The sequence below is a fragment of the Methylobacterium sp. XJLW genome, from assembly GCF_003254375.1.
In the GTDB taxonomy this organism is placed as follows: Bacteria; Pseudomonadota; Alphaproteobacteria; order Rhizobiales; family Beijerinckiaceae; genus Methylobacterium; species Methylobacterium fujisawaense.
This window is the reverse complement of record NZ_CP016429.1, coordinates 1,990,206-2,014,790: the sequence shown is the minus strand read 5'-3', so window position 1 is coordinate 2,014,790 and position 24,585 is coordinate 1,990,206. Positions and strand designations below refer to the sequence as shown.

Genomic DNA, 24,585 nt, shown 5'->3' with positions numbered 1-24,585 from the left:
CGCCTGCCATCGGGGCGATCGCCCAGGAGGCCGGATTCGCCAGCCGCGTGCGGATGCGCCGCGCGATCCGCCGGGCCGCTCGCAATCGTCCGAACCCGCGGGGCCGGTCACGGGCCGGACATGGCCCGGACATGGCCGCGTCATCGCGGGTCGCGCCCGTTGCGAGCGGCGCTCCCTGGCCCGGCCGCGCGCGACCCGCTAGGAACTGCCCGTCCCGGAGACCGAAGCGTCGGCGTCCGGCGGCGGTCCCCTCGACGCGGAGAACACCCTTGCCTGCGGCCCCGTCGCGCTTCGACGCCGTTCTCCTCGATCTCGACGGCACCCTCGTCGACAGCCTGGCCGATCTCCGGACGGCCCTCAACGCGACCCTGGCGCAGGAAGGCCTGCCGCCGGTCGCGGCCGCCGCGGTGCGGGCGATGGTGGGCGACGGCGCCCTGGCGCTGCTGCGGCGCGCCCTGTGGGCCTCCGGTGGCGACGCCGACCGGGCGGCGGAGCTGCTGCCGGCCTTCCTGGCCGTGTACGAGCCGATCGCGGCGGCCGGCACGGCCCTGTTCCCCGGCGCGGCGGAAGCCGTCCGCGCGCTCCGGGAGGCGGGCCTCGCGCTGGCGATCGTCACCAACAAGCCGGCCCGCGCCACCGGCCTGATCCTGGATGCGGTGGGGCTGACGCCGCTGATCGACACGGTGGTGGGCGGCGACACGCTGCCCCAACGCAAGCCCGATCCCGCGCCGCTCCGGGAGGCCCTGCGCCGGCTGGGGGTCGAGCCCGGCCGGGCCGTCATGGTCGGCGACATGCACCACGACATCGCGGCGGCCCGCGCGGCGGGCGTCGCCGCGATCCTGGCCCGCTACGGCTACGGGCGCCCCGAAGACGAAGACGCCGCCGACGCCGTCCTCGACGACATCGGCGGCCTGCGGGTCCTGATCGGGGCGCTGCCCGGGGCGCTGGCGTCGGGCCGCGCCCCGGCCTCCTAGCGCCTCGCCGCGAGGGCGCGGCGGCCGGGGACGCCCGGCGCCCGGGCGGTCCGTTCGCGGAGGGCGGCCGGCAGCGGCGCGAAGCGGGCCGCGCCGGACGCGGTCAGGACGCCGCGATGGCCTTCTCGACGAAGGCGATGACGCCGGCGATGTAGCGCTGGATCGGGATGCCGCGCTTCCGGTGCTTGGCCCGCTTCACGTACCAGTCTTGCAGGAGCGGCTTGATCAGCGCGGCGGTGAGATCGACGTCGGCGACCGCGAAGACGCCCGCCGCAACGCCGCGGGCGAGGACCTCGGCGAAGATGCGCTCCGTGGCGGCCTCGCTCTCCGTCGCCATCGTCCGGGCGGGGGCCGGAAATCCCTTCGCCTCCATGAAGGCGAAGACGAACCAGGGCTGCATCGCCTCGGTCAGGCGGATATGGGTCTCGATCAGCCAGCGCAGATGCGCGGCCGGATCCCCCTCGATCCCCGCGGGAGCCTGCCGCAGGACGGCCTCGGCCGTCTCGGCCACCTCGGTGAGGATCATCACCAGAAGCGTGTTCTTGTTGTCGAAGTACGAGTAGAGCCCGCCCATGCTGAGGCCCGAGGCCTGCGCGAGGTCGCGCAGGCTGGTCTCGTGGAAGCCCTGCCGGCTCGACAGCTTCAGCACCGCCTCGATGATCCGGGCGAGGTTGGCGGTGGCGACGTGATCCTTCCGGACGCTGATCCGGTCCCGGTGCCGCGCCAGGATCCGCGCGCAGATCGCCTCGGTCGCGTAGGCGTCCTTCGCCGGCAATTCGGCCGGACGGGCGGACGGGGGAGCGTCAGCGGGTCTCATCGATCCATCGTCGCGCGGGCCGGTCGGGGCGACGGCCGAAGACGGTCCCCGTCCCTTGGCCCGTTGCCAGTCGCCCTTAGCGCGTTGCCAGATCCGAATCTAGGCGATAAAAAGCGAGCGCTCGCTCGATTTTTATCGCCTGGGCCGGCACAGCAGGTGGGCTCATGGATTTCACCATCTCCCCGCGCGTCGAGGATTACCGCGCCCGGATCGCGGCCTTCGTGGACACGCACATCCTGCCGCTGGAGGCCGATCCGACGGCCTATGACGGCCACGGCAACATCAGCCTCACCGAGCTGGCCCGGCTGCGGGGTCTCGCCCGCGACCAGGGCCTGTGGTGCCTGCAGCTGCGGCCCGAGACCGGCGGCGCCGGTCTCGACAGGGTCGGCATGGCGGTCTGCTACGAGGCCATGAACCGGTCGATCTTCGGGCCGGTCGTGTTCAACGCGGCCGCGCCGGACGACGGCAACATGATGGTGCTGGAGAAGGTGGCGACGCCGGCCCAGAAGGCGCGCTGGCTCGCGCCGATCGTCGACGGACGGGTCCGCTCGGCCTTCGCCATGACCGAGCCGCATCCCGGCGGCGGCTCCGATCCGGGGATGATCCAGACCCGGGCCGAGCGGCGGGGCGACCGCTACGTGGTCACCGGCCGCAAGTGGTACATCACCGGCGCCGAGGAGGCCGCGCACTTCATCCTGATGGCGCGCACCTCCGACGACGCGCGCAAGGGGCTGACCGCCTTCCTGTTCCACAGGGACCAGCCCGGCTGGCGGATCCTGCGCCGCATCCCGATCATGGGGCCGGAGGAGCATGGCGGCCATTGCGAATTGCTGTTCGAGGGCCTGGAAATCCCGGCCGAGAACGTGCTGATGAGCGAGGGCGACGGCCTCAAGCTCACCCAGATCCGCCTCGGGCCGGCGCGGCTGACCCATTGCATGCGCTGGCTCGGCCTGTCGAAGCGCTGCGTCGCGATCGCCCGGGCCTATGCGGCCGAGCGGCACGGATTCGGCGTGCGCCTCGCCGACCGGGAGAGCATCCAGCTGATGCTCGGCGACCTCGCCATGCGGATCGAGATCGGGCGGCTCCTGGTGATGAAGGCCGCCTGGGCGCTGGACCAGGGCAGCTTCGCCCGCAAGGAGGTGTCGATGGCCAAGGTGCACGTGGCCAACCTCCTCCACGCGGCCGCCGACACGGCGATCCAGATCAACGGCGCCCGGGGCTATTCCACCGACACGCCGCTGGAATGGATCTACCGCTACGCCCGGCAGGCCCGCCTCGTGGACGGGGCCGACGAGGTCCACAAGATGGTGCTCAACCGCAATCTGGAGGCCGAGGGCGACGCCTTCTGGTCGTGGGGTGTCGGGGCGTGAGCACGGCCTCGTCCAGGCTGTCCGCTGTCCCATCCGCCGATCGGCCGAGTAAGCCATGGAGCCCAAGACGATGACCGATGTCGTGATCACAGGCGCGGTGCGCACCGCGATCGGCACCTTCGGCGGCGCGCTCGCCGGAACGCCCCCCTCCGTCCTCGCCGCCCGCTGCGTCGCGGAGGCCTTGCGCCGGGCCGGGACCGCGCCCGAGGCGGTCGGCCACGTGGTCCTCGGCAACGTCATCCCCACCGAGCCCCGGGACGCCTACATCGCCCGCGTCGCCGCCCTGGAGGGCGGCCTCCCCAAGGAGGTGCCGGCCATGACGGTCAACCGCCTCTGCGGCAGCGGCCTGCAGGCGATCGTCTCGGCCGCGCAGTCCATCCTGCTCGGCGACGCGGAGATTGCGGTGGCCGGCGGGGCCGAGAGCATGAGCCGCGCGCCCCACCTCCTGACCACCGGGCGGACCGGGTCGCGCATGGGCGACGCCGTCCTCGTCGACTACATGCTCGGCGCGCTGAGCGACCCGTTCGGCAACGGCCATATGGGCGTCACCGCCGAGAACGTGGCCGAGCGCTACGCCATCCCCCGCGCCATGCAGGATGCCTTCGCGGCCGAGAGCCAGGCGCGCGCCGCCCGGGCGATCCGCGAGGGCCGGTTCCGCGATCAGATCCTGCCGATCGACGTGCAGCGGAAGCGCGAGACGGTGGCCTTCGACACCGACGAGCACCCGAAGGCCACGAGCGCCGACGACCTCGCCAAGCTCCGCCCGGCCTTCTCCAAGACCGGCAGCGTCACGGCCGGCAACGCCTCGGGGCTGAACGACGGCGCCGCCGCCCTGGTCCTGTCCAGCGCCGCGCAGGCCGAGCGCGACGGCGCGACGCCGCTCGCCCGGATCGTCGGCTACGCCCATGCGGGCGTGGACCCGTCCGAGATGGGCATGGGCCCGGTGCCGGCGGTGCGGCGCCTGCTGGAGCGGACCGGGCTGCGGGCGGGGGATTTCGACGTCATCGAGTCGAACGAGGCCTTCGCGGCCCAAGCCTGCGCGGTCTCCCGCGCCCTCGACCTCGATCCCGACACGGTCAACCCCAACGGCGGCGCCATCGCCCTCGGCCATCCGATCGGCGCCACGGGGGCGATCATCACCGTGAAGGCCCTCTACGAGCTGGCCCGGACCGGCGGCCGCTACGGTCTCGTGACCATGTGCATCGGCGGCGGCCAGGGGATCGCCCTGGCCCTTGAGCGCGTCCAGTGACGCGGCCCTGAACCCCCATGCTGGACGCAGGTCAAAGGACGGCGCTCTGCGCCTGGATCGGCCGGACCCTGGGGGCCGGGACGGTCACCCTCGACGACATCCGGCCGCTGACCGGCGGCTCGATCCAGGAGAACTGGATGCTGGCCTGCCGGGTCGACGGCGGCGAGCGGGGCTTCGTCCTGCGCAAGGACGCGCCGGCCACCATCGCGTCGAGCCGCCCGCGGGCCGAGGAGTTCCGGATCCTGCGCGCCGCCTTCGCGGCCGGCGTGCGGGTGCCGGAGCCGGTCGGATTCTGCGCCGATCCGGTCGTGGTCGGGGCGCCCTTCGCCCTGATGGGGCTCGTCTCCGGGGTCGGGCTGGGGCCGCGGGTGGTGAAGGACACGCGCCTCGGCGGCGACCGGGCGGCCCTGGCCGAGCAGCTCGGGCGGGAGCTGGCCCGGATCCACGGAATCCTGCGGGCCGATGGCCCCGGCCGCGCCGCCCTGGCGGACGACCTCGCCTTCCTCGGTGCGCCCGACGCGCATCCGGCGCTCACCGAGATCCGCACCCTGCGGGCGAATCTCGACGGGATCGGCGCCGTGCGCCCGGCCCTCGAATGGGGCCTGCGCTGGGCCGAATGCCACGCGCCGCCCTGTCCCGAGCCGGTCCTGGTGCATCGCGACTTCCGCACCGGCAACTACATGGTCGATGCCGAGGGCCTGACCGCGATCCTCGATTGGGAATTCGCCGGCTGGGGGGATCCGGTCCAGGATATCGGCTGGTTCTGCGCCGCCTGCTGGCGGTTCGGCCGGCCCGACCTGGAGGCCGGCGGCATCGCCCCGCGGGCCGCCTTCTACCGCGGCTACGAGGCCGAGAGCGGACGCAGGATCGACCCGGAGGCCGTGCGCTACTGGGAGATCATGGCGCATCTGCGCTGGGCGGTGATCGCCCTGGAGCAGGGCCACCGCCACGTCTCGGGTCAGGAGACGTCGCTGGAGCTCGCGCTCACCGGCCGGATGGCGCCCGAACTCGAAGCCACGATCCTGCGCGAGACCGCGCCCGAACGATGGGGAGCCCGATGAGCGCCGCCTTCCCGGACGCGCCCGCGGGCGCCGCCCTCCTGGCGGTGGCCCGGCAGAGCCTCCTCGACGAGGTCGCCCCCGCCCTGTCGGGGCGCCAGCGTTACGTCCTGCTGATGGCCGCCAACGCGATGGGCATCGTCCTGCGGGAGATCGAGCAGGAGGGCGCCGCCGCCGAGGCCTGGGCGCGGGTGCTTGGCGTGCTCTCCGCCGAAGGGGACGCCGCCGAAGGGGACGCCGCCGCGCCGGCGGCTCTGGTCGCAGCCATCCGCGCCGGCCGCTGCGACGGCGACGCGGCGCTCCACGCGGCACTGGTCGAGACGACGCGGATCGCCGCCGGCATCTGGAAGGCGCCGGGATAGCGGCCCGCGGGTCGCGCAGGGCGTGCGGGTGCCGCCGCGGAGGCGGGCCGCGTCGCCCCGGCGGGTCTCCCGGCGTCCGCGACCGGGGCGGGCGCGGAAACGACGGCCGCCGCGACGGCGCGTTCCCTCAGTAGGTCCGGCCGGTGCGCTGGCGCCGGTCGAAGCGGCGGCCGACATAGGCGATGAGCTTCGGCACGATGAAGGCCGTCAGGATCTTGCGCAGCATGGGGGCCTCCTTCAGCGGGTGCGGCGGACGAGCCAGCCGGCCGCGAAGGCGAGCGCGGCCAGACCCAGCAGGGTGTTCGTGCGGTTGGCCTCGACCGTGCGGATCGCCTGCCGGCCGTAGACCGCGCCACGGCGGCGCACGTCCCGGGCGCGTTCGCGGCCCTCGCCGATGAGATGGTCGGCCCGCGTCCGGGCGGCCTCGGCCAGATGGCGGCCATCGTCGGCCAAATCCTCGGCCCGGTCGCGGGCGCGACCGTAGGCATACTGAGCGCCGCCGGCCACTTGGTTGACGGCGCCGCGCACTTGGCGGGCCGGGTCACCGGTCAGGCCGCCCAGGGCGGTCTGGGCGCGACCCTTGAGGTGACGGGACGCGCCACGGATCTGGTCGCGGTTCATGCTGCTCTCCTGTCTCGGGGTGATGGGACCTCGCCGGGGGGCTGCGGCGCCGGTGGCCCGGCGCCGCGGGATGAGGATCAGTGCTTGCCGGTGATCTTGTCGGCGAGAGTCTTGGCGCCGTCCTTGACGTCGCCGACGGTCTTCTGGGCCTCGCCCTTCAGCTCCTGCGCCTTGCCCTCGGCCACCAGCTTGTCGTTGCCCGTAGCCTTGCCGGCCGCCTGCTTGACGTTGCCGACCGCCTCGTTGGCCAGGCCCTTGATCTTGTCGGTGGTGCTGCTCATCGCGTGTGCTCCGTACGGTTGGAGGGGGGGCAGGGATCCCGGCCGGGCGCGTTCCGCCCGCCGGGGATGGGCGGCGCCCGCATGGAGGCGCGGGCGCCGAGGGCGGTCAGACGCGCCGGGTCTCGTAGGCGCCGAGCAGGGTCGCGGGCTTCGGCGCGCCCAGGCGGCCGCCGAGGAAGGCCGCCAGGGCCCCCAGGATCAGCGCCAGCGCCGCGTAGAAGGCGCCCTGCGTGGCCGCCGACTTGGCCGTCACGGCCGCGGCCTCGGCCTTCTGCTTGGCGGTGGCCACCGCCTGGTCGTACTGCGTCTCGTAATCCTGGATCTGCTGGCGGGCCTGATCGACCGGGATGTTCTGCGCCTTGGCCAGGGCGTCGGCCGCGCGGGCCTCGGCCTGCTGCTTCTGCGACGCGTCACCCGTGAACAGCGCCTTGATCGCCGCCACCGCCGCGTCGCGGGCCGCCTGCGGGTCCTGGCCGGCGGTCTGCTGGCGGACCTTCTGCTCGATGCCGTCCAGCGGGTTCGAGATCTTCGCCAGCGACGGCGCCGCCGCCTGGGCCGCCGTCTGCACGGTGCCGCCCACGAGGGTGCCGGCGCCGCCGAGCGCCCCGAGACCGTGCTCAGCGTGCCGCCGACCAGGCCGCTGGCGGCCGAGGTCAGCAGGTAGAGCACGACCAGCGTCGTCACCGCCCAGGACACGAGACCGTGCAGGGCGGCCGCGCCCGGCAGGGGCTTGCCCGAGAGCCGGCCGGCGATCAGGCCGCCGGCCAGCGAGGCGACGATGCCCGAGGCCACGAACCAGATGCCGGCGCCCATCGAGGCGGTGGAGGCGGAGGGATTGTCGGCGGCGCTGGTGCCCACCGAGGCCAGGCCCACCCCGACGCCGACGAGGTTCACGATCACCTGGGTGACCAGGGCGGTGACGGCGCCGGCGAAGATCGCCCCCCAGGACACTTGGTTGAGCAGGACGGCACGCGTGTCGGCGTGCGCGTCCGGCGCGAGGGGCGTTGCTACGGTCTGGATGGTGGTCACGCTGTCACTCCGGTGGTGGTGGTCGTCGTGGGTCGTCGTGGGTCGTCGCAAGGGGGTGTCGCCGGTGGGGGCGTCGCCAGGGGGCGTCGCGGTGGGGCGGCGCCGGCGAGGGGGCTCAGTCGCGGGCGCCTCGTCCCGCGCGGAAGAACTCTGGCCGCGCGGAAGATGAGGGCGGACATCGCCCGATCAATGGTCCGAACATACCGGTACGGCGGTATTCATCCGTCAGGCCTGCTCAGCGGAAAGCCGTTCTCGCGCCCCCACACCACCGCCTCGCTGCGCTTGTGGATGCCGATCTTGCGGTACAAGGCGGCGCCGTGATTGCGCACCGTGTTGCGCGACAGGCCGAGCTTGCGCGCGATCGCGTCGTCGCCGAGCCCCGAGCAGATCAGGTTGAGGATCTGGCGCTCGCGCACCGTCAGGTTCGGCGCCGCCCCCTCGGCGGCCTCCCGGCCGGGGCGGCGCAGGGTCGCGAGCTTCTCGATCAGCCCGCGGCTGAACCACGACGTGTCGGCCATCACGGTCTCGATCGCGTCGAACAGCTCCCGCTCGGTGTGCTTGCGCTCGGTGATGTCCTGCAGGACCAGCAGGGCGAACTCGGCATCGTTGATGGTCACGCGCTCGGCCGAGACCAGGCAGTCGAGATTCGTCCCGCTCTCGTGGCGCAGGCACACCTCGACCCCGAGGACGTAGCCGTGCCGGTCGAGGGCGGCCTCGACCTGCAGGCGCTGCTTGTCGGCGACCCACAGCCCGGCCTCGTCGAGGCTGCGCCCGACGATCCGGTCCTCGCCGTGGCCGAAGACCCGGCTGAACGCCTCGTTGATGCCGGTGACCTGGAACGTGTCCGCCCGCACCAGCACGGTCGGCACCGGCGTCATCCGGAACGCCTTGGCGAAGCGCTCCTCGCTCTGGCGCAGGGCCGTCTCGGCCTTCCGGCGCAGTTCGAGGTCGGCGAAGGTGAACAGCATGCACGGCTCGTCGCCCATCGCGATCGGCTGGCCGGCGACGATCACGAAGCGGCTGCCGCCGTCGGGCAGGTCGAGGCAGGCCTCCATCTGGGGGATCGTGCCGCCGGACTCGAGGCGCGCGACGGCGAGGTCGCGGTTGCGGGCGCCGGCCAGGACGTCGACCTCGTAGACGCTGCGGCCGATCACGGCGTCGCGGGTGAAGCCGGTCATCTCCAGGAAGCCGGTGTTGACCTTGACGTGGCGCAGGTCGGACAGCCGGGTGATCACCGCCGGGGCCGGGTTGGCGTTGAAGGTCCGCTCGAACCGCTCCTCGGCCTCAAACTGGTCGGAGACGTCCTTGAGGATCAGCGCGAGGCAGCTCGGCTTGCCGTCGCGGTCCGTGGCCACGAGGCTGCGCAGCGAGTGGACGAAATCCATCTCGGGCTTGTCGGCCCGGCGCACCTCGACCACGACATCGTGGAAGCGCTCGCCGGCGACGACGCGCTCGATCGGATACTGGTTGGGCGCGACGTTGTTGCGGTAGCGCAGGCAGAACCGGTCCCGGTACGCGTCCACGGTCGGCCCGAGCTCGTCGAGGCTCTCGGCGCCGTGCATCGCCAGGGCCGCGGCGTTGGCGTACGCGATGGTCTGGTCGGGCTCGACCAGGATCACGCCCTCGCTCAGGCCGGCGATGATCTGCCGGAGTTCGTGCCTGTCGACGCCCGCCGTCACCGCTCTCGCACCCCATGCCGCGCTCGCCGCTCCTCCGGCAGCCGGGCACAAACGGGTTGCGCACAAGCAGGTTCCCTCACCTAAGTTATTTTCTTGGTATACACGCATCATCGACGCGGGCGTTTTGAGCCAAGGATTGATGCCCAGCCCGTCGAGGCGTTGTCTCGCGCAGATCGCCGGCGAACCGCCCAGCAGACCTGGGCGTGCCGAACGTGCGGATATCGACCGAACACCGGGCCAGAAGCGCCGGGGCCGGTGCGACCCCGGGGCGGATCTTCGCGACCACTGTTTAGAAGTTGCAGAAGTCGATGCCGCATCGCGTCCGGGGCACCGGCCGGCCCGCCTGCCGGCCGTGTCGGGCACCGTGGGCCGCGCCGCCTGGGCGGCGGGCCTTCGCGGAACTTCTCCTGACGGGAGCGGTCGGGCGTCCGGATCGGCGGCGTGAAAAAAGCGCGCCGTACTGGTACAAATCTCTCATTTGAAAGAACGTGTTAGGGGCCATATCGGGGTTGCGGGACGTGCCGTGGGGCCCCAGGCTTCCACGGCATCCCACCCCTTTGTCGAGGTTGTGCCGGGCGGATGGCCCTCTTGTCCGGCACGGCCGCGAGGCCGGACGCCCGCGCCACTCCGGGCGCGCGTCCGGCCCGTTGCCCTTTCAGGCCCGCACCCGATCGGCCCTGTCGATGATCCGGCCGCGGATGAACCGCGCCCGCGCTTCGAAATCACCACAGAGGAGACGATGACCCGACTTCGTGCTGCACTGCTCGCGCCCGCCCTGTTCCTCGCCGTCGGCGCTCCGACGGGAGCCTACGCGGCCAACCGGTTCGATGGAGCCTGGTCGGTCATAGCCACCGCGGAGAGCGGGAGCTGCACGGGGCCGTATAGCTACCCGATCGTCATCCGGGACGGGACCGTGGACGATGCCGGCGGCAACGGCGTCGACGCGTCCGGCCGGGCGGGCGCGGACGGCCGGATCACCGGCACGATCCGCAAGGGGCTCGCCAGCGTCCTGGTCTCGGGCCGTCTGCGCGGATCCGCCGGGACCGGCCGCTGGACCCTGTCGGGGCTCGGCGCCTGTGCGGGCCGCTGGACCGCGCGCCGCACGGGGTAGGGCACGGGGTAGGGCAGGGCCGCGGCCGATCCGTCGCGGGCCGACCCGCGACGGTCAGACAACCAGGATGGCCCAGCCGTGGGGCGGAAGGGTCACCCGGGCGCTCGGGCCGCCGGCTTCCGCGAGATCGCCTTGGCCGGCCTCGATCGCCCGGGCATCCGGGACCGGCAGCGGAACGGCCGCGTCGGCGAGGTTCAGGGCCAGCAGGACGCGCGCGGCGCCGTCGCCCAGCACGACCACGAGCTGCTCGTTGGCGAGGTGCAGGGTCCGTGTCCGCGCGCGGTGCAGCCCGGCATGACGCCGCCGCAGCGCAATGAGGTCCCGGTGCAGCCGGTAGATCGGCCAGCCGTACGGAGCGAGGTCCGCGGGCGTCGGCGGGAAGGCCGGCCGGATCGCGTCGTCGCCGCCGACCCGCTCCTCCTTCACGCCGCGGAAGGCCTGCTCGTCGCCGGCATAGATCGAGGGCGTTCCGCCGCAGGTCAGCAGGATCGCCAGGGCGTGCGGCAGGTGCCGGTCGTCCGTGAGCCGGCTGGCGATCCGCGTCACGTCGTGGTTGCCCACGAAGGTCAGGGGCGCGAACGTGTCGAGGCAGCCGTTGTGCCGGTCCAGGGCGTGGGCCAACTCGAACAGGTTGCGATCGTTGAGGGCGCTCCAGATCGCCTTCCACAGCTCGTACTGGGTCACCGCATCCATGCCGGTGTCCCGCACGAAGCGGGCGTAATCGCCGTGGATCACCTCGCCGACGATGTAGGCCTCCGGGTGGGCGATGCGGACCTGCCGCAGCACGCGCGCCCAGAAGTGCGGGGGGACCGCGTAGGCCGCGTCAAGCCGCCAGCCATCGGCGCCGCGGGCGATCCAATGGTCCATGACGGCGGCGACATGATCGGCGACCTGCGGCGCGTCGTGATTGAGCGTCACGAGTTGCCGATGGCCCTCGAAGCAGGCGTAGTCCGGCTCGATGCCCGGGCCGGAGCCCCGCGGCCAGGACAGCCTGAACCAGTTGGCCTGCCGGGCTTCGGGCCCGTTGCGCAGGACGTCCTGGAAGGCGGGATGGGCCCGCCCGACATGGTTGAACACCCCGTCGAGCAGGACGCGGAGGCCGCGGGCACGGGCCGCGGCGATCAGCGCGTCGAAATCGGCCTCATCGCCCAGGCGCGGATCGATCCGGAAAGGGTCGATCGTGTCGTAGCCGTGCGTGGCGGCCGCGAAGATCGGCCCGAGCGCCAGCCCGGACACGCCGAGCTCCACCGCGTAGTCAAGCCAAGCCTGCAGGTGGGAGAGGCGATGCACGACCGGTGCGGCCGGGTCGGCCTGGTCGGGGGCGCCGACGAAGCCGAGGGGGAAGACCTGCCACCAGACTGTCTGTTCGATCCAGGGCGCCACCCGGCCTCCGCCTGTCGTCAATCGGGAGCGAACCCCGGTCCGCCGCAATGGTTGCAGGGCCGCCGGTCCGGACGCGGCCGCGCGGCGTGAGACGGCCCGCGGTCGCCCATCCCTCCGCGCCCGCGGATCAGGCGCGGTCCGGGCGCCAGCAGGCTTGAGATCGGTGATCGGACAGGGGCGCAGGGCGCGAAAATCGCGGCTGGTTACCGCTAAGTCCTGGCTGCGACGGCGATATCGCCGCGTCGCCAGGATGCTGAATTGTCACCAGGAAGGCCTGGTGGAGCTGAGGGGATTCGAACCCCTGACCTCCGCAGTGCGATTGCGGCGCTCTCCCATCTGAGCTACAGCCCCGTCGAGGCGCCGGCCTTGTAGGCGCGGGCGGCTCAGCCTGTCAATTCCCTGTTTCAACGTCGCCCGCCGCGCGCCGCTCCGGCGCTGGGGTGCGGGCGCCCCGAGGATAGCGCGCGGACCTGCATGAACGCCCTGATCTGGCTCTTCGACACGGTCGTCCAGCTTTTCATCTATGTCCTCATCGCAAGCGCGGTTCTCAGCTGGCTGGTGGCGTTCAACGTGGTGAACGTGCGCAACCCGATCGTCGCGCAGATCGGCGAGGTGCTCTACCGGCTGACCGAGCCGGTGCTGCGGCCGATCCGCAACCTGCTGCCCAATCTCGGCGGCGTCGACATCTCGCCGATCATCCTGATCCTGCTGCTGCTGTTCATCAGCCGCCTGCTGCACGAGTACGCCGTGCCCGCAACCTACGTTTACGCGCAGTAGGACCGAACGCCCGTGAAGACGAATCCCGGCCGCTTCTTCGAGGATTTCCGCCTCGGCGAGACCATCCGCCACGCCACCCCGCGCACCGTGACGGTGGGCGACGTGGCGCTCTACACCGGCCTCTACGGGCCGCGCTTCGCCGTGCAGTCGTCGGACGCCTTCGCCCGGGCCATCGGCTACCCGAAGAGCCCGCTCGACGACCTGCTCACCTTCCACATGGTGTTCGGCAAGACCGTCCCGGACGTCTCGCTGAACGCGCTGGCCAATCTCGGCTATGCCGAGGGCGGGTTCCGGCGGCCGGTCTATCCGGGCGAGACGCTCTCCACCGTGTCGGAGGTGATCGGCCTCAAGGAGAGCTCGAACCGCCAGACCGGCGTGGTCTATGTCCGCTCGGTGGGCTCCGACGAGCGCGGCGAGACCGTGCTGAGCTATTGCCGCTGGGTCCTCGTGCGCAAGCGCGACCCCGAGGCGGCCATCGCCGAGGAGCACGTGCCGAGCCTCGCCAAGGTGGTCGACCCGCAGGATCTCGCGGGCGCCCTGCCGAAGCTCTCGGCCGCCGCCTACGACACCGACCTCGCCGGCAGCCCGCACCGCTTCGCGGATTACGCGGTCGGTGAGAAGATCGACCACGTCGACGGCATGACCGTCGAGGAGGCCGAGCACCAGATCGCCACGCGCCTGTTCCAGAACACCGCCAAGGTGCATTTCGACGGGCTGGCCGCCAAGGACACCCGGTTCGGCCGGCGCCTGATCTACGGCGGCCACGTCATCTCGCTCGCCCGGGCGCTGAGCTTCAACGGGCTCGGCAACGCCTTCGCCCTCGCGGGCATCAATGCCGGCCGCCACGTGGCACCGCTGTTTGCCGGCGACACGGTCTATGCCTGGAGCGAGGTGCTGGCCACAGCCGATGTCGGCCGCGACGATGTCGGGCTCCTGCGCCTGCGGACGGTCGCCACCAAGAATCAGTCTTGCGGCGCCTTCCCGGACCGCGCGGGCGACGGCTACGACCCGGCGGTGATTCTCGACCTCGACTACTGGGCCTTCGTCCCGAAGTAGGGGGCCGATCAGGGGGCCGCCTCCCGGCACCGCCGCGCGGCGGTGCCGGCAGAGACCGCCTCAGCGGATCCCGCCGCCGACCACGCCCGCCTCGACCGCCAGCGAGAGGCGGTCCGTGACCGCCCACTCGACGCCGACGCCCGCGACCGGCCGCACCGCGATGTCCTGGCGCGTGAACGGCAGCGACCCCGGGTCGGCCCGACGCGCAGCGTCTGGTGCAGGGCCAGGGCGCCGGTCTTGGCGTAGACCAGCACGTCCGGCGCGACGAGGGTGCCGACCTTCACCTCCAGGGACCCGGCGAAGTCGTTGGAATAGGCGAGCCGCCCGAAGCCCGGCGTGAGGGTGCCGTCGAGCCCGGCCAGATAATCGAACCCGCCGCTGATGCCGTAGAGGATCGGGCCCTCCTGCCACATCCGGCCGCCCTCGAACCCGATCGTCGGGCCCGAATAACTGCCGAAATGCCGGGACGTGCTGACCGCGTAGCCGGTCGAGAGGCGCGCGTAGGAGCCGGTCCAGCGGCCATACGCGTCCTCGGGCATCTGCGGCCAGGCGAAGGAGGGCAGCGGCGCGAAGCCGACGGACGGCCAGAACAACGCCTGGGCGGCGGCGGGACCCGCCGGGAGACACGCGGCCCCGAGCCCGAGACCGGCCCCGAGCGCGAGACCGGCCGCGAGGCGGCTGAACGGACGGGAATCGGCGCGTCTGATCATCCCGCCATCCTAGCCGAAGCTCCCCGCCCGCGACAGGCGGAACCCGCGCACCCGCGGGATCGTGCGCGGCGCGCCGGGGCCGGCGTGCTCAGCAGGCGGCGACGTTGACCGCGAGGCCGCCCAGGGAGGTTTCCTTGTACTTGGCCTGCATGTCGTGCCCGGTCTGGCGCATGGTCTCGATGACCTGGTCGAGGCTCACGAAATGCACCCCGTCACCGTGCAGCGCCAGGGAGGCGGCGGCCACCGCCTTGTTGGCGCCGAAGGCGTTGCGCTCGATGCAGGGGATCTGCACCAGGCCGCCGATCGGGTCGCAGGTCATGCCGAGATGGTGCTCCATGGCGATCTCGGCGGCGTTGGCCACCTGGGGCGGCTCGCCCCCGAGGATCGCGGCGAGGCCCGCCGCCGCCATGGCCGAGGCCGAGCCGACCTCGCCCTGGCATCCGACCTCGGCGCCCGAGATCGAGGCCCGGCGCTTGATCAGCCCGCCGATGGCCGCGGCGGCGAGGAGGTAGTCGCGGCCGCGCGACTCGCTCCAGCCGGGGCAGAAATCCACGATGTAGCGCAGCACCGCGGGGACGATCCCGGCCGCACCGTTGGTCGGCGCCGTGACGATGCGGCCGCCGGAGGCGTTCTCCTCGTTCACCGCCAGGGCGAACAGGCTGATCCAGTCCATGATCTCGTGGGCCGGACGGCTGTTGGACAGCCGGTTCGCTTCGAGCGTCGCGTGGAGCCGCTTGGCGCGCCGCCGCACCTTGAGGCCGCCCGGCAGCTCGCCGTCCATGCGCAGACCCCGGGCGATGCAGGCGAGCATGGCGTCGCGGATGGCATCGAGCCCGGCCTCGATCTCCGCGTCGGAGCGCAGGGCGCGCTCGTTGGCCATCTGGACCTGCGGAATCGTCAGGCCGGTCTCGGCGCAGGTCCGCAGGAGGTCGGCGCCGCTCTCGAACGGATACGGCAGCGCCACCGCGTCCAGGCCGGCGGTGCCGGGCTCGTCCTCTTCTTCCACGAAGCCGCCGCCCACGGAGTAGCAGACCACCTCGTCCAGAAGCCCGCCGGCAGGATCGTAGGCGCGAAAGCGCATGCCGTTGGTGTGGCGCGGCAGCACCTCGGTGAAGTTGAAGAGAAGGTCCCGCGTGCCATCAAAGGCAATGCCGGGCAGGCCGAGGGCGCCGGTCTCGGCGAGGGCCTGCGTGTAACCGGCCACGGCGTCGGGATCGACGGTGGCGGGCTCGTGCCCCAGGAGGCCGAGGTAGATCGCCACGTCGGTGCCGTGGCCGCGCCCGGTCCAGGCGAGGGAGCCGAAGATCTCCGCGCTCACCCGCGCGACGCCGGACCGGCCGGCGACGCGGTCGCGGAAGCGGCGCGCGGCGACCATCGGGCCGATCGTGTGCGAACTCGACGGGCCGATCCCGATCTTGAACAGATCGAAGGCGCTGATCATGGCGTGGCGTCTCTCCCTATCGGCCCGGGCCCCGGACGCGGCCCTGCAGGAAGCCGGCCATGCGGGTCCCGCAGGAACGCCCGCCGGGTCCGCGCCGCGGCCGCCGGCCGGGAGCCGACGGCGGGAGGCGTGATCGCGGCGCGGAGGGGCGCTCAGATCTTCCCGTCGAGGCCCATCTGGTAGTACTTGTGCACGATCTTGTCCTGGTTCTCGAGGAGCCAGTCGATCGAGGGCTCGTTGGTCATGGCCTTGCGGATGGCCTCGGTCATGCCGCGGCGCTGGATGTCGAACAGCGCCTTGTGGTCGACATGCTGGGCCTCGATGACGCCGGGGCTGAGCCAGACCGAGCAGATGATGCCGAGATCGTTGGCCTTGTGCTTGGGGATGTAGCCCGCCCGCACGGCGTCGAGGACGCCGTTGGCGATGGCGAACTGCACGGTGCCCATCAGGATCGAGGTGTACTTGCTCTCGGTGACGCTGACCTTGGACACGCAGAGCGTGACCGGGCGCACCATGATGTCGGTGTTCAGCAGGGCGAAGACGCGGCTGTGGCCGACGACCTGATCGCCGGTCAGCGTGGCGAGGGCGGTGCCGACCGGCCCGTCGAGTTCACCGATGATGACCTCGGGCTCCGAGGCGGTGTTGGGCGGCCCGCCCGCCACCAGGGCCTCGCCGGCCCGCAGGATGATGCGTTCGTTCATGCTGTCCCTCGTGGAGATCGGGCGATCCGGCTCTGCCCGACGGCGCGGCTCCTATCACCGGCCCGCCGCGCCTGTCGACGCGGACCCGGCCGCAGCCGCAGCCGCGCCGATCCGGCCGCCCGCGCACGGCCTTGCGCGTCGCGGTCGGTCCGCGCGCCGCCCGGGGCCGCTCCGAGGCGCAGGGGAGAAGGCGACGCAGGGGGGAGGGCGGCGGCCGGGCGCCGCCACCCGCCGCGATCAGTCGCGCACGACGACCTTGGTGCCGACCCGGACCCGGTCGTAGAGGTCGACCACGTCCTTGTTGGTCATGCGGATGCAGCCCGACGAGACCGCCGCCCCCATCGTCTCCGGCTCGTTCGAGCCGTGGATGCGGTAGAGCGAGGAGCCGAGATAGAGGGCGCGGGCGCCCAGCGGGTTGTCCTGGCCGCCGGCCATGTAGCGCGGCAGGTCCGGGCGGCGGGCCAGCATCTGCTGCGGCGGGCGCCAATCCGGCCATTCCTTCTTCATGGTGACGGTCTTGGTGCCCGACCACGAGAAGCCCTGCCGGCCGACGCCGACGCCGTAGCGGACCGCCGCGCCGCCGCCCAGCACGTAGTAGAGCCGGCGCTGGCGCGTCGAGACCACGATCGTCCCGGGCTTCTCCTTGCCGGTCCACGCCACGGTCTCGCGGGGGATCGCCTGGCTGCGGAAGACGTTGAGGAAGTCCGCGATGGGGCCCCTGTCCAGCGGGTTGGCCAGCGCGGGGGCGCTTCCAAGCAGCAACCCCGCGAGCCCGAGCAGCGCGATCCGTCTCGGCATGGTCTCCATCCTCCGTCCGTCGTGGCGCAGACCTTCGCGGTGCCCTGCGCGCATCGGGCGAGCCGGCCCGGACTTCACGGCAAGGTTGAGGCCGGGCCGTCGGGATGTGCACTTCCGGGCGTAGCTGTGTGCTGCATGCAACACTCCGCGGTCGCCGCGACGCCGTGGGTGATTGCGCCCGGCGACAGCCGTGCTTATCTCAGATCCGTGATCCGATCCGCCGCCCTTCTGGCCCGCCGTGTCGCGGCCTTGCCGGACCGCCTCGCCCGGGGCCTCGCCGTGCTGGCGCTGCTCGTCCTCGCGGCGGCCGCGATGGCCGCCGTGCCGGCACGGGCCCAATCCGCGCGGCCGGAGGGCCCGGCCTGCGCGATCACGAGCCCGCGCCTCTCGGTTCTGTCGGGCACGCCGGACGCGCAACCCGAGGCCAAGCGGTCTGTCTTCGGCCGCACCGATCTCTGCGCCGCCGACAGCGAGATCCTCACCGAACTGGGGCTGCCGCGCCCGCCGGTCGAGGCGCCGCGGCCCCGTCACACTCTTTCCGCATCGTTCGAATACAGGTCCGACATCCTGCCGGCTTCCGCGCCGGACGGTTCGCCGCACCGGCCTCCCCGCTTGGCCTGACGCGCGCCCCGGCCCTGGCGGCCGGCGAGGATGCGCGCCTGTCCTGATCTCCGTCCGACCGGCCTCGTGACCGGTCCCGAGATCTGCCACGACGATGCGCGGGTCCATGCTCCGCGCCAGCCTCAGCAGACGCATGTTTTCAGGAGCGTCGGAAATCGTGACCCGCACTCTGTCCGTCAGAACCTCATCCTCTCGCCGCCGTCCGGGCCGGGCCAGGACCGTCCTGCCCGCGGCCCTGCTTCTGCTCGGCCTCGCGGCCTGCAACCCGAAGCAGGTGGCCGCGCCGGCGCCGCCGGTGCCCGAGGTCGGCTTCGTCAAGGTCGAGCCCCAGGCGATCCCCTATCTCCGCGACCTGCCGGGCCGCGTCGCGCCCATGCGCATCGCCGAGGTCCGCTCCCGGGTCTCCGGGCTCGTGGTGAAGCGGCTCTTCGAGCAGGGCAGTCAGGTCAAGGAAGGCGACATCCTCTACAAGATCGACCCGGCGCCCTATCAGGTCGAGCTCGCCAGCGCCGAGGCGGCGCTCGCCCGTCAGGAGGCCGCCCTCGTGCTGGCCCGGCAGCAGGCCGACCGGCTCGAGCAGCTGCTGACGCGGGCCACCGCCAGCCAGGCCCAGTACGATGCCGCCTTCGCGGCCAAGAAGCAGGCCGAGGCGGAGGTCGCCGGCGCCAAGGCGGCCCGCGACCGGGCGCAGCTCAACCTCGGCTGGACCGACGTGCGCGCGCCGATCACCGGCCGGATCGGCCGGGCGCTGCTCACCGAGGGCACCCTGATCGAGCCGGGCTCCACGGGGGCGCTCGCCACGATCCAGCAGCTCGACCCGATCTACGTCGACATCACCCAGTCGGTGGGCGAATTGAACCGCCTGCGCCGGGACCTCGCCAGCGGGGAGCTGGCGCGGCTGGAGGAGAACACCGCCAACGTCCACCTGATCATGGATGACGGCTCCCTCTACCCGCTGGCCGGCCGGCTCCTGTTCTCGGACGTCACCGCCGATCCGAGCACCGGCCAAGTGACCCTGCGGGTGCAGTTCCCCAACCCGCACGACGAGCTGTTCCCCGGCATGTACGTGCGGGCGCGGATCAAGCAGGGCATCGATTCCGACGCCATCGCGGTGCCGCAGCAGGCGATCCAGCGCACCGACGACGGCCGCGCGGAGGTCTGGGTGGTGCGCGCCGACGAGACGGTCATGCGCCAGCCCGTCGAGGTCGGGCCGGTGGTCGGGCAGAACTGGCTGATCCGCTCGGGGCTGAAGGCCGGCGAGCGGGTCGTGATCGACGGCTTCCAGAAGATCACCGTCGGCGCCAAGGTGAAGCCCCGCGACCAGACGCCGGTCCACGGCGAGACCGGTCCGAAGCACGATACCGACGAGGCCCCCGACGCCTCGGGTGACAAGGCGGAGGTCGCGCCGCGGGCCGCCGCCGTCCAGCCGCGCCACTGAGCCGGGAGAGCCCGATCATGGCACGCTTCTTCATCGACCGGCCGGTCTTCGCCTGGGTCGTGGCCCTGTTCATCTGCCTGGGCGGGGCCCTCGCCATCCCGAACCTGCCGGTGGCGCAGTACCCGGTGATCGCCCCGCCCTCCATCGCCCTGTCCACGGCCTATCCGGGGGCCTCGGTGGAGAGCCTCTACATCGGCACCACCCGGCTCATCGAGGATGAGCTGAACGGCGCGGCCAACATCATGAGCTTCGAGTCGACCACCGACTCGTTCGGCTCGGTGAACATCACCGCCACGTTCCAGCCCGGCACCGACCCGTCGCTCGCCTCCGTGGAGGTCCAGAACCGGCTGAAGCGCGTCGAGGCGCGCCTTCCGGCGGAGGTGCGCCAGCAGGGCATCCTGGTGGAGGAGGCCTCGGCCGCGACCCTCAACATCATCACCCTCGTCTCCAAGGACGGGTCGATGGACGAGGTGGGCTTGGGCGACTTCCTGATCCGCAACGTCATCAACGAGATCCGGCGCATCCCCGGCGTCGGCCGCGCGACGCTCTACTCCACGGAGCGGTCGCTGCGCGTCTGGGTCGATCCCGACAAGCTGCGCGGCCTCTCCCTCAGCGCCTCGGACGTCACCGAGGCGATCCGCAACCAGAACGTCCAGGTCGCGTCCGGGGCGGTCGGCGCGCAGCCGAGCCCGACCCGGCAATCGCTGACCATGCCGATCATCGTGAAGGGCCAGCTCGGCACCATCGAGGAGTTCGGCGCGGTCGTGCTGCGGGCCAATCCCGACGGCTCGAACGTGCGCCTGCGCGACGTCGCCCGGATCGAACTCGGCGGCGACGCCTACCAGTTCTCCACCCGCCTGAACGGCGGCCCCGCCGCCGGCATCTCGGTGACGCTCGCCCCCGACGGCAACGCCCTCGAGACGGCCCGGGCGATCCGCGCCAAGATGGTGGAGCTGTCCCAGTTCTTCCCGCCGGACCTGAAGTGGGACATCCCGTACGACATCACCCCGGCGGTGGAAGCCTCCATCGAGAAGGTGCTGCACACGCTGGTCGAGGCGGTGGTGCTGGTCTTCCTGGTGATGTTCCTGTTCCTGCAGAACATCCGCTACACCCTGATCCCCACCATCGTGGTGCCGATCGCCCTGATGGGCACCGTCACGGTGATGTGGATCTCGGGCTTCTCGGTGAACGTGCTCACCATGTTCGGCATGGTGCTGGCCATCGGCATCCTGGTCGACGACGCCATCGTGGTGGTGGAGAACGTCGAGCGGATCATGAACGAGGAGGGGCTGCCCCCCAAGGAGGCCACCAAGAAGGCCATGGGGCAGATCACCGGGGCGATCATCGGCATCACCCTGGTGCTGATGGCCGTGTTCATCCCGATGGCGTTCTTCCCCGGCTCGGTGGGCATCATCTACCGGCAGTTCTCGATCGCGATGGTGACCTCCATCGCCTTCTCGGCGCTGCTCGCCCTGTCGCTGACGCCGGCCCTCTGCGCGACCTTCCTGAAGCCGATCGAGAAGGGCCACGGCCACGCCAAGGGCGGCGTGTTCGGGATGTTCAACCGGTTCGTCGACCGGGAGACCGCCCGCTACGGCCGCGGCACCCAGTGGTTCATCCGGAAATCCGGCCGGGTGATGCTGGTCTATCTCGCGCTGGTCGCCGGCACCGCCTACGCCTTCGTGAACCTGCCGGAGGGCTTCCTGCCGGTGGAGGATCAGGGCTTCTTCACGGTCGACATCCAGACGCCGCCGGGCGCCTCCTACAACCGCACCCAGGAGGCGGTCCGCAAGGTCGAGGAGCACCTGCTGGCCCAGCCCGGCGTCGCCACCGTGACCATGCTCAACGGCTTCTCCTTCTCGGGCCAGGCCCCGAGCACCAGCCAGGCCTTCGTCACCCTCAAGCCCTGGTCCGAGCGCGACGCCAAGAACTCGGCCGCCGCCCTCGTCGCCGGCACCAACGCGGCGCTCGCCAATTACCGCGACGCCACGGTGGACGCCCAGGAACCGCCGCCCGTGGACAATCTCGGCAACGCGGCGGGCTTCTCGTTCCGCCTGCAGGACCGGGCCAACCGCGGCTACGCGGCCCTGCTCTCGGCCCAGGAGCAATTGCTCAAGCTCGCGCAGCAGAGCCCGATCCTCCAGAAGGTGAAGATCGAGGGCCTGCCGCCGACCCCGCAGGCGGAGCTGGTGATCGACCGCGAGAAGGCGGCGGCCCTGGGCGTGAAGTTCGAGGACATCAACGCCACGATCCAGCTCAACCTCGGCTCGGTCTATCCGAACGACTTCCCCAACCGGGGCAAGATGCAGCGCGTCTACGTGCAGGCCGAGCAGCTCCAGCGCATGAACGCGTCGGACATCCTCAACTACGCGGTCAAGAACGCCGGCGGCACGATGGTGCCGATGTCGTCCTTCGCGGAGCTGAAATGGGGCATGGGGCCGAGCCAGATCGTCGGCTTCAACGGCTACCAGTCGGTGCGCTTCACCGGCGAGCCGAACCCCGGCTACACGTCGGGCGACGCCATCGCCGAGATGGAGCGGCTGATGCTCCAGCTGCCGAAGGGCTTCGGCTACGCCTGGACCGGCCAGTCCTACCAGGAGAAGCAGGCCGGCAGCCAGGCGAGCCTGCTGCTCGCCCTCTCGGTGCTGATCGTGTTCCTGTGCCTCGCCGCGCTCTACGAGAGCTGGGCGATCCCGGTCTCGGTCATGCTGGTGATCCCGCTCGGCGTGATCGGATCCGTGGCGGCCGTCTACCTGCGCGGCATGCCCAACGACGTGTACTTCAAGATCGGGTTGATCACGATCATCGGGCTCTCGGCCAAGAACGCCATCCTGATCGTGGAATTCGCCAAGGACCTCTGGAAGCCCGGAACCTCGGTGATCCGGGCGGCGGTGGACGCCGCCACGCTCCGGTTCCGGCCGATCGTGATGACCTCGCTGGCCTTCATCTTCGGCGTGGTGCCGCTGGCCATCGCCACCGGCGCCGCCTCGAAGAGCCAGCAGGCGATCGGCACCGGCGTGATGGGCGGCATGATCACCGCCACCGTGCTGGCGGTGTTCTTCGTGCCGGTCTTCTTCGTCGTCGTCATGCGCCTGTTCCGGCGCAAGGCGGTGGCGGAGGGCGAGCGGGCGGACGCGGAGACGCGGCACGAGCCGGCGCGGGTGGCGGCCGAGTAGGCCGGCGCGCTCGCGCCCCGGCCCATGCAAGGCGCGACGCGCCCCCTCTCCCGCACGGGGGAGGAGGCGCGCGCTTCCATGCGCGAGGGCCGTTCCGGTCCCGCCTGCCGCGCGATGGCGGCGCCTCGGCCGTCGATCGAGGACGATAGGAGGCGGGAAAAACGCGTTCGGGCGGCCGAATAATGTCACTCACCCGCGACAGCCTCGGCCGCCGCCTTGTATACAGATGGTCCGAAGCTTGCTGACGCCGCGGTGGACACCGCCGGGGCTGCCGGCCGGTGGCGCATTCACGGTTCCGGAGATCCGCTTGTCCCGTTCGACCCTGAAGACCCTCGTCCGCGGCGTGGCCACGGGTGCCGTCGCGACGTTCGCTTTCGCGGCGTTGCCCGCGCAGGCCGCGAACGTCTTCCGTTTCGCCTTCCAGGGTGACCTGAAATCCCTCGACCCGTACTCCCTCAAGGAGAGCTTCACCGAGGGCATGCAGCAGGCGGCCTACGAATCCCTCGTCACCCTCGACAAGAACCTGAAATTCGCCCCCGGCCTCGCCGAATCCTGGGAGACGCCCGAGCCGACCCGCTGGCGCTTCCACCTGCGCAAGAACGTGAAGTTCCACGACGGCACGCCCTTCACCGCCGACGACGTGATCTTCTCCGCCCAGCGGGTCCGCGCCCCGGGCTCGAACTTCACCACCAACGTCCCGTCCGACGCCGAATTCGTGAAGGTCGACGACTTCACCGTCGACATGGTGCTGAAGAAGCCGAACCCCATCGCCATCGCCCAGTTCCCGACCTGGCTGATCATGTCGAAGGCATGGTCCGAGAAGAACGGCGTCGTGCAGCCGACGCCGCCCAACGCCTCCAGCCCGAGCTACGCCACCCTCCACGAGAACGGCACCGGCCCCTTCGTGATCGCCGAGCACCAGCCGGGCGTGAAGACGGTGTTCAAGAAGTTCGACGGCTACTGGGGCAAGGTCGAGTCGAACCTCGACGAGGCGGTGCTGACCACCATCGCCAACCCGGCGACCCGCGTCGCCGCGCTCCTCTCCGGCGAGGTCGACTGGATCGACCCCGTGCCGCTGCAGGACCAGCAGCGGGTGAACGCCAGCGGCACCGCCACCGTGATGGCCGGGCCCGAACTGCGCACGATCTTCCTCGGCATGGACCAGGACCGGGACGAGCTGAAGGATTCGAGCGTCAAGGGCAAGAACCCGTTCAAGGACATCAAGGTCCGCGAGGCCTTCTACCTCGCCATCGACGAGGACACGATCGCCAAGCGGGTCATGCGCGGGCAGGCGGTGCCCTCGGCGCTGATGATCGCCCCGAGCCTCTACGACCGCGGCGCCGAGTTCAAGCGCCCCGCCACCGACCTGAAGAAGGCCAAGGAGCTGATGGCCCAGGCCGGCTACCCGGACGGGTTCTCGCTCACCATGGATTGCCCCAACGACCGCTACGTCAATGACGAGGCGATCTGCCAGGCGGTGGTCTCGATGCTCGCCCGCATCAACGTCAAGGTGAACCTCAACGCGCAGCCGAAGGCCAAGTACTTCGCCAAGGTGCTGGCCCCGAACTACGACACGTCGTTCTACCTGCTCGGCTGGACCCCGTCCTCGCTCGACAGCCACAACATCCTCTACGAGATCGTCGGCTGCCGGAAGCCCGGCGACAAGTCGGGCCGGGGCAGCTGGAACCTCGCGGGCTATTGCGATCCGAAGATCGACGCCATCGCCGACAAGGTCGAGGGCGAGACCGACAAGGCCAAGCGCGACGCCCTGATCAAGGAGGGCTTCGATGTCCTCAACACCGACTGGGGCTACATCCCGCTGCACCAGCAGGCGCTGGCCTGGGGCGTCTCCAAGAAGGTCCACCTGACCCAGCGCGCCGACAACCTGCTCCTGCTCTACTGGGTGTCGAAGGATCCGCAGTAGGATCCGGGC

General features: G+C 71.6%; 21 protein-coding genes, 1 tRNA gene and 1 pseudogene. 12 read left to right on the top strand and 11 right to left on the bottom strand.

Annotated elements, in window-relative coordinates; all coding sequences use genetic code 11:
• Positions 1-269: 269 nt before the first annotated feature.
• Entirely contained in the window at positions 270-974 is a 705-nt protein-coding gene (gene gph, locus A3862_RS09325) for a phosphoglycolate phosphatase (protein ID WP_236961896.1), read from the top strand.
• A 103-nt stretch (positions 975-1,077) separates the two neighbouring features.
• On the opposite strand, the gene A3862_RS09320 is transcribed toward gph, so the two are convergent.
• Entirely contained in the window at positions 1,078-1,791 is a 714-nt protein-coding gene (locus tag A3862_RS09320) for a TetR/AcrR family transcriptional regulator (RefSeq protein ID WP_111473533.1), read from the bottom strand.
• Between the two features lie 164 nt (positions 1,792-1,955).
• Here A3862_RS09320 and A3862_RS09315 point away from each other — a divergent pair, with 164 nt between their 5' ends.
• The 4 genes from A3862_RS09315 to A3862_RS09300 all read left to right on the top strand — a co-directional run bounded on the left by A3862_RS09315 (position 1,956) and on the right by A3862_RS09300 (position 5,830).
• Entirely contained in the window at positions 1,956-3,161 is a 1,206-nt protein-coding gene (locus tag A3862_RS09315) for an acyl-CoA dehydrogenase family protein (RefSeq protein ID WP_043379413.1), read from the top strand.
• Positions 3,162-3,231: 70 nt separating this feature from the next.
• Complete coding sequence (gene bktB / locus A3862_RS09310) at positions 3,232-4,410, top strand: beta-ketothiolase BktB (protein ID WP_043379482.1); 1,179 nt, start codon at positions 3,232-3,234, stop codon at positions 4,408-4,410.
• 17 nt (positions 4,411-4,427) lie between these two features.
• A complete protein-coding gene (locus A3862_RS09305) occupies positions 4,428-5,471 on the top strand; it encodes a phosphotransferase family protein (RefSeq protein ID WP_111473532.1) in 1,044 nt (347 codons plus the stop codon).
• A complete protein-coding gene (locus A3862_RS09300) occupies positions 5,468-5,830 on the top strand; it encodes a DUF6285 domain-containing protein (RefSeq protein ID WP_111474324.1) in 363 nt (120 codons plus the stop codon). The genes A3862_RS09305 and A3862_RS09300 overlap by 4 nt, the downstream gene beginning before the upstream one ends.
• Before the next feature lie 237 nt (positions 5,831-6,067).
• On the opposite strand, the gene A3862_RS09295 is transcribed toward A3862_RS09300, so the two are convergent.
• The 4 genes and pseudogenes from A3862_RS09295 to A3862_RS09280 all read right to left on the bottom strand — a co-directional run bounded on the left by A3862_RS09295 (position 6,068) and on the right by A3862_RS09280 (position 9,440).
• On the bottom strand, positions 6,068-6,451 hold the full coding sequence (locus A3862_RS09295; RefSeq protein ID WP_043350215.1) for a CsbD family protein: 384 nt from the start codon (positions 6,449-6,451) through the stop codon (positions 6,068-6,070).
• 77 nt (positions 6,452-6,528) lie between these two features.
• Positions 6,529-6,732: a CsbD family protein gene (locus A3862_RS09290; protein ID WP_043350217.1), complete on the bottom strand. Its 204-nt coding sequence runs from the start codon at positions 6,730-6,732 to the stop codon at positions 6,529-6,531.
• A gap of 106 nt (positions 6,733-6,838) precedes the next feature.
• Positions 6,839-7,761 (bottom strand): annotated as a pseudogene (locus tag A3862_RS09285) (PhnA-like protein).
• A gap of 218 nt (positions 7,762-7,979) precedes the next feature.
• On the bottom strand, positions 7,980-9,440 hold the full coding sequence (locus tag A3862_RS09280; protein ID WP_043759706.1) for a helix-turn-helix transcriptional regulator: 1,461 nt from the start codon (positions 9,438-9,440) through the stop codon (positions 7,980-7,982).
• A 739-nt stretch (positions 9,441-10,179) separates the two neighbouring features.
• Here A3862_RS09280 and A3862_RS09275 point away from each other — a divergent pair.
• Positions 10,180-10,551, top strand: coding sequence for a hypothetical protein (locus A3862_RS09275; protein WP_043759707.1), 372 nt, complete (start codon positions 10,180-10,182; stop codon positions 10,549-10,551).
• Between the two features lie 54 nt (positions 10,552-10,605).
• Here the strand turns inward: A3862_RS09275 and A3862_RS09270 are convergent, their stop codons facing one another.
• Complete coding sequence (locus A3862_RS09270; RefSeq protein ID WP_043352595.1) at positions 10,606-11,934, bottom strand: alpha-amylase family protein; 1,329 nt, start codon at positions 11,932-11,934, stop codon at positions 10,606-10,608.
• A 275-nt stretch (positions 11,935-12,209) separates the two neighbouring features.
• Positions 12,210-12,285: transfer RNA gene (locus A3862_RS09265), tRNA-Ala, on the bottom strand.
• Positions 12,286-12,408: 123 nt separating this feature from the next.
• On the opposite strand from A3862_RS09265, the gene A3862_RS09260 reads away from it, so the two are divergent.
• Both A3862_RS09260 and A3862_RS09255 read left to right on the top strand, forming a co-directional pair.
• Positions 12,409-12,711 carry a YggT family protein gene (locus A3862_RS09260; RefSeq protein WP_010684838.1) on the top strand — a complete coding sequence of 101 codons (303 nt, stop codon included), beginning with the start codon at positions 12,409-12,411 and terminating at the stop codon, positions 12,709-12,711.
• A gap of 12 nt (positions 12,712-12,723) precedes the next feature.
• On the top strand, positions 12,724-13,767 hold the full coding sequence (locus tag A3862_RS09255; protein WP_043379397.1) for a MaoC family dehydratase: 1,044 nt from the start codon (positions 12,724-12,726) through the stop codon (positions 13,765-13,767).
• An 8-nt stretch (positions 13,768-13,775) separates the two neighbouring features.
• Here A3862_RS09255 and A3862_RS09250 read toward each other — a convergent pair whose 3' ends face one another.
• From A3862_RS09250 to A3862_RS09235, 4 genes are all read right to left on the bottom strand, one after another.
• On the bottom strand, positions 13,776-14,477 hold the full coding sequence (locus A3862_RS09250) for a hypothetical protein (protein ID WP_236961887.1): 702 nt from the start codon (positions 14,475-14,477) through the stop codon (positions 13,776-13,778).
• Positions 14,478-14,565: 88 nt separating this feature from the next.
• On the bottom strand, positions 14,566-15,918 hold the full coding sequence (locus A3862_RS09245) for an L-serine ammonia-lyase (RefSeq protein ID WP_043379391.1): 1,353 nt from the start codon (positions 15,916-15,918) through the stop codon (positions 14,566-14,568).
• A 152-nt stretch (positions 15,919-16,070) separates the two neighbouring features.
• Positions 16,071-16,619 carry a formaldehyde-activating enzyme gene (locus A3862_RS09240; protein ID WP_043353007.1) on the bottom strand — a complete coding sequence of 183 codons (549 nt, stop codon included), beginning with the start codon at positions 16,617-16,619 and terminating at the stop codon, positions 16,071-16,073.
• A 237-nt stretch (positions 16,620-16,856) separates the two neighbouring features.
• Entirely contained in the window at positions 16,857-17,417 is a 561-nt protein-coding gene (locus A3862_RS09235; protein WP_043379390.1) for a L,D-transpeptidase, read from the bottom strand.
• 207 nt (positions 17,418-17,624) lie between these two features.
• Between A3862_RS09235 and A3862_RS09230 the strand changes: the two genes are divergently transcribed.
• The 4 genes from A3862_RS09230 (at position 17,625) to A3862_RS09215 (ending at position 24,576) form a co-directional block, all read left to right on the top strand.
• Positions 17,625-18,038, top strand: coding sequence for a hypothetical protein (locus A3862_RS09230; protein ID WP_043379479.1), 414 nt, complete (start codon positions 17,625-17,627; stop codon positions 18,036-18,038).
• 157 nt (positions 18,039-18,195) lie between these two features.
• Entirely contained in the window at positions 18,196-19,476 is a 1,281-nt protein-coding gene (locus A3862_RS09225; RefSeq protein ID WP_236952749.1) for an efflux RND transporter periplasmic adaptor subunit, read from the top strand.
• A gap of 17 nt (positions 19,477-19,493) precedes the next feature.
• A complete protein-coding gene (locus A3862_RS09220) occupies positions 19,494-22,652 on the top strand; it encodes a multidrug efflux RND transporter permease subunit (protein ID WP_043379387.1) in 3,159 nt (1,052 codons plus the stop codon).
• A 307-nt stretch (positions 22,653-22,959) separates the two neighbouring features.
• On the top strand, positions 22,960-24,576 hold the full coding sequence (locus A3862_RS09215; protein WP_043759712.1) for an ABC transporter substrate-binding protein: 1,617 nt from the start codon (positions 22,960-22,962) through the stop codon (positions 24,574-24,576).
• The last annotated feature ends 9 nt before the right edge of the window (positions 24,577-24,585 follow it).

What these genes read in the sequence shown, in the direction of transcription:
- A3862_RS09320 (WP_111473533.1), bottom strand. Translation starts at nt 1,791, where the DNA reads ATGAGACCCGCTGACGCTCCCCCGTCCGCCCGTCCGGCCGAATTGCCG.
- A3862_RS09315 (WP_043379413.1), top strand. Translation starts at nt 1,956, where the DNA reads ATGGATTTCACCATCTCCCCGCGCGTCGAGGATTACCGCGCCCGGATC.
- bktB (WP_043379482.1), top strand. Translation starts at nt 3,232, where the DNA reads ATGACCGATGTCGTGATCACAGGCGCGGTGCGCACCGCGATCGGCACC.
- A3862_RS09305 (WP_111473532.1), top strand. Translation starts at nt 4,428, where the DNA reads ATGCTGGACGCAGGTCAAAGGACGGCGCTCTGCGCCTGGATCGGCCGG.
- A3862_RS09300 (WP_111474324.1), top strand. Translation starts at nt 5,468, where the DNA reads ATGAGCGCCGCCTTCCCGGACGCGCCCGCGGGCGCCGCCCTCCTGGCG.
- A3862_RS09295 (WP_043350215.1), bottom strand. Translation starts at nt 6,451, where the DNA reads ATGAACCGCGACCAGATCCGTGGCGCGTCCCGTCACCTCAAGGGTCGC.
- A3862_RS09290 (WP_043350217.1), bottom strand. Translation starts at nt 6,732, where the DNA reads ATGAGCAGCACCACCGACAAGATCAAGGGCCTGGCCAACGAGGCGGTC.
- A3862_RS09275 (WP_043759707.1), top strand. Translation starts at nt 10,180, where the DNA reads ATGACCCGACTTCGTGCTGCACTGCTCGCGCCCGCCCTGTTCCTCGCC.
- A3862_RS09260 (WP_010684838.1), top strand. Translation starts at nt 12,409, where the DNA reads ATGAACGCCCTGATCTGGCTCTTCGACACGGTCGTCCAGCTTTTCATC.
- A3862_RS09250 (WP_236961887.1), bottom strand. Translation starts at nt 14,477, where the DNA reads ATGATCAGACGCGCCGATTCCCGTCCGTTCAGCCGCCTCGCGGCCGGT.
- A3862_RS09245 (WP_043379391.1), bottom strand. Translation starts at nt 15,918, where the DNA reads ATGATCAGCGCCTTCGATCTGTTCAAGATCGGGATCGGCCCGTCGAGT.
- A3862_RS09240 (WP_043353007.1), bottom strand. Translation starts at nt 16,619, where the DNA reads ATGAACGAACGCATCATCCTGCGGGCCGGCGAGGCCCTGGTGGCGGGC.
- A3862_RS09235 (WP_043379390.1), bottom strand. Translation starts at nt 17,417, where the DNA reads ATGCCGAGACGGATCGCGCTGCTCGGGCTCGCGGGGTTGCTGCTTGGA.
- A3862_RS09220 (WP_043379387.1), top strand. Translation starts at nt 19,494, where the DNA reads ATGGCACGCTTCTTCATCGACCGGCCGGTCTTCGCCTGGGTCGTGGCC.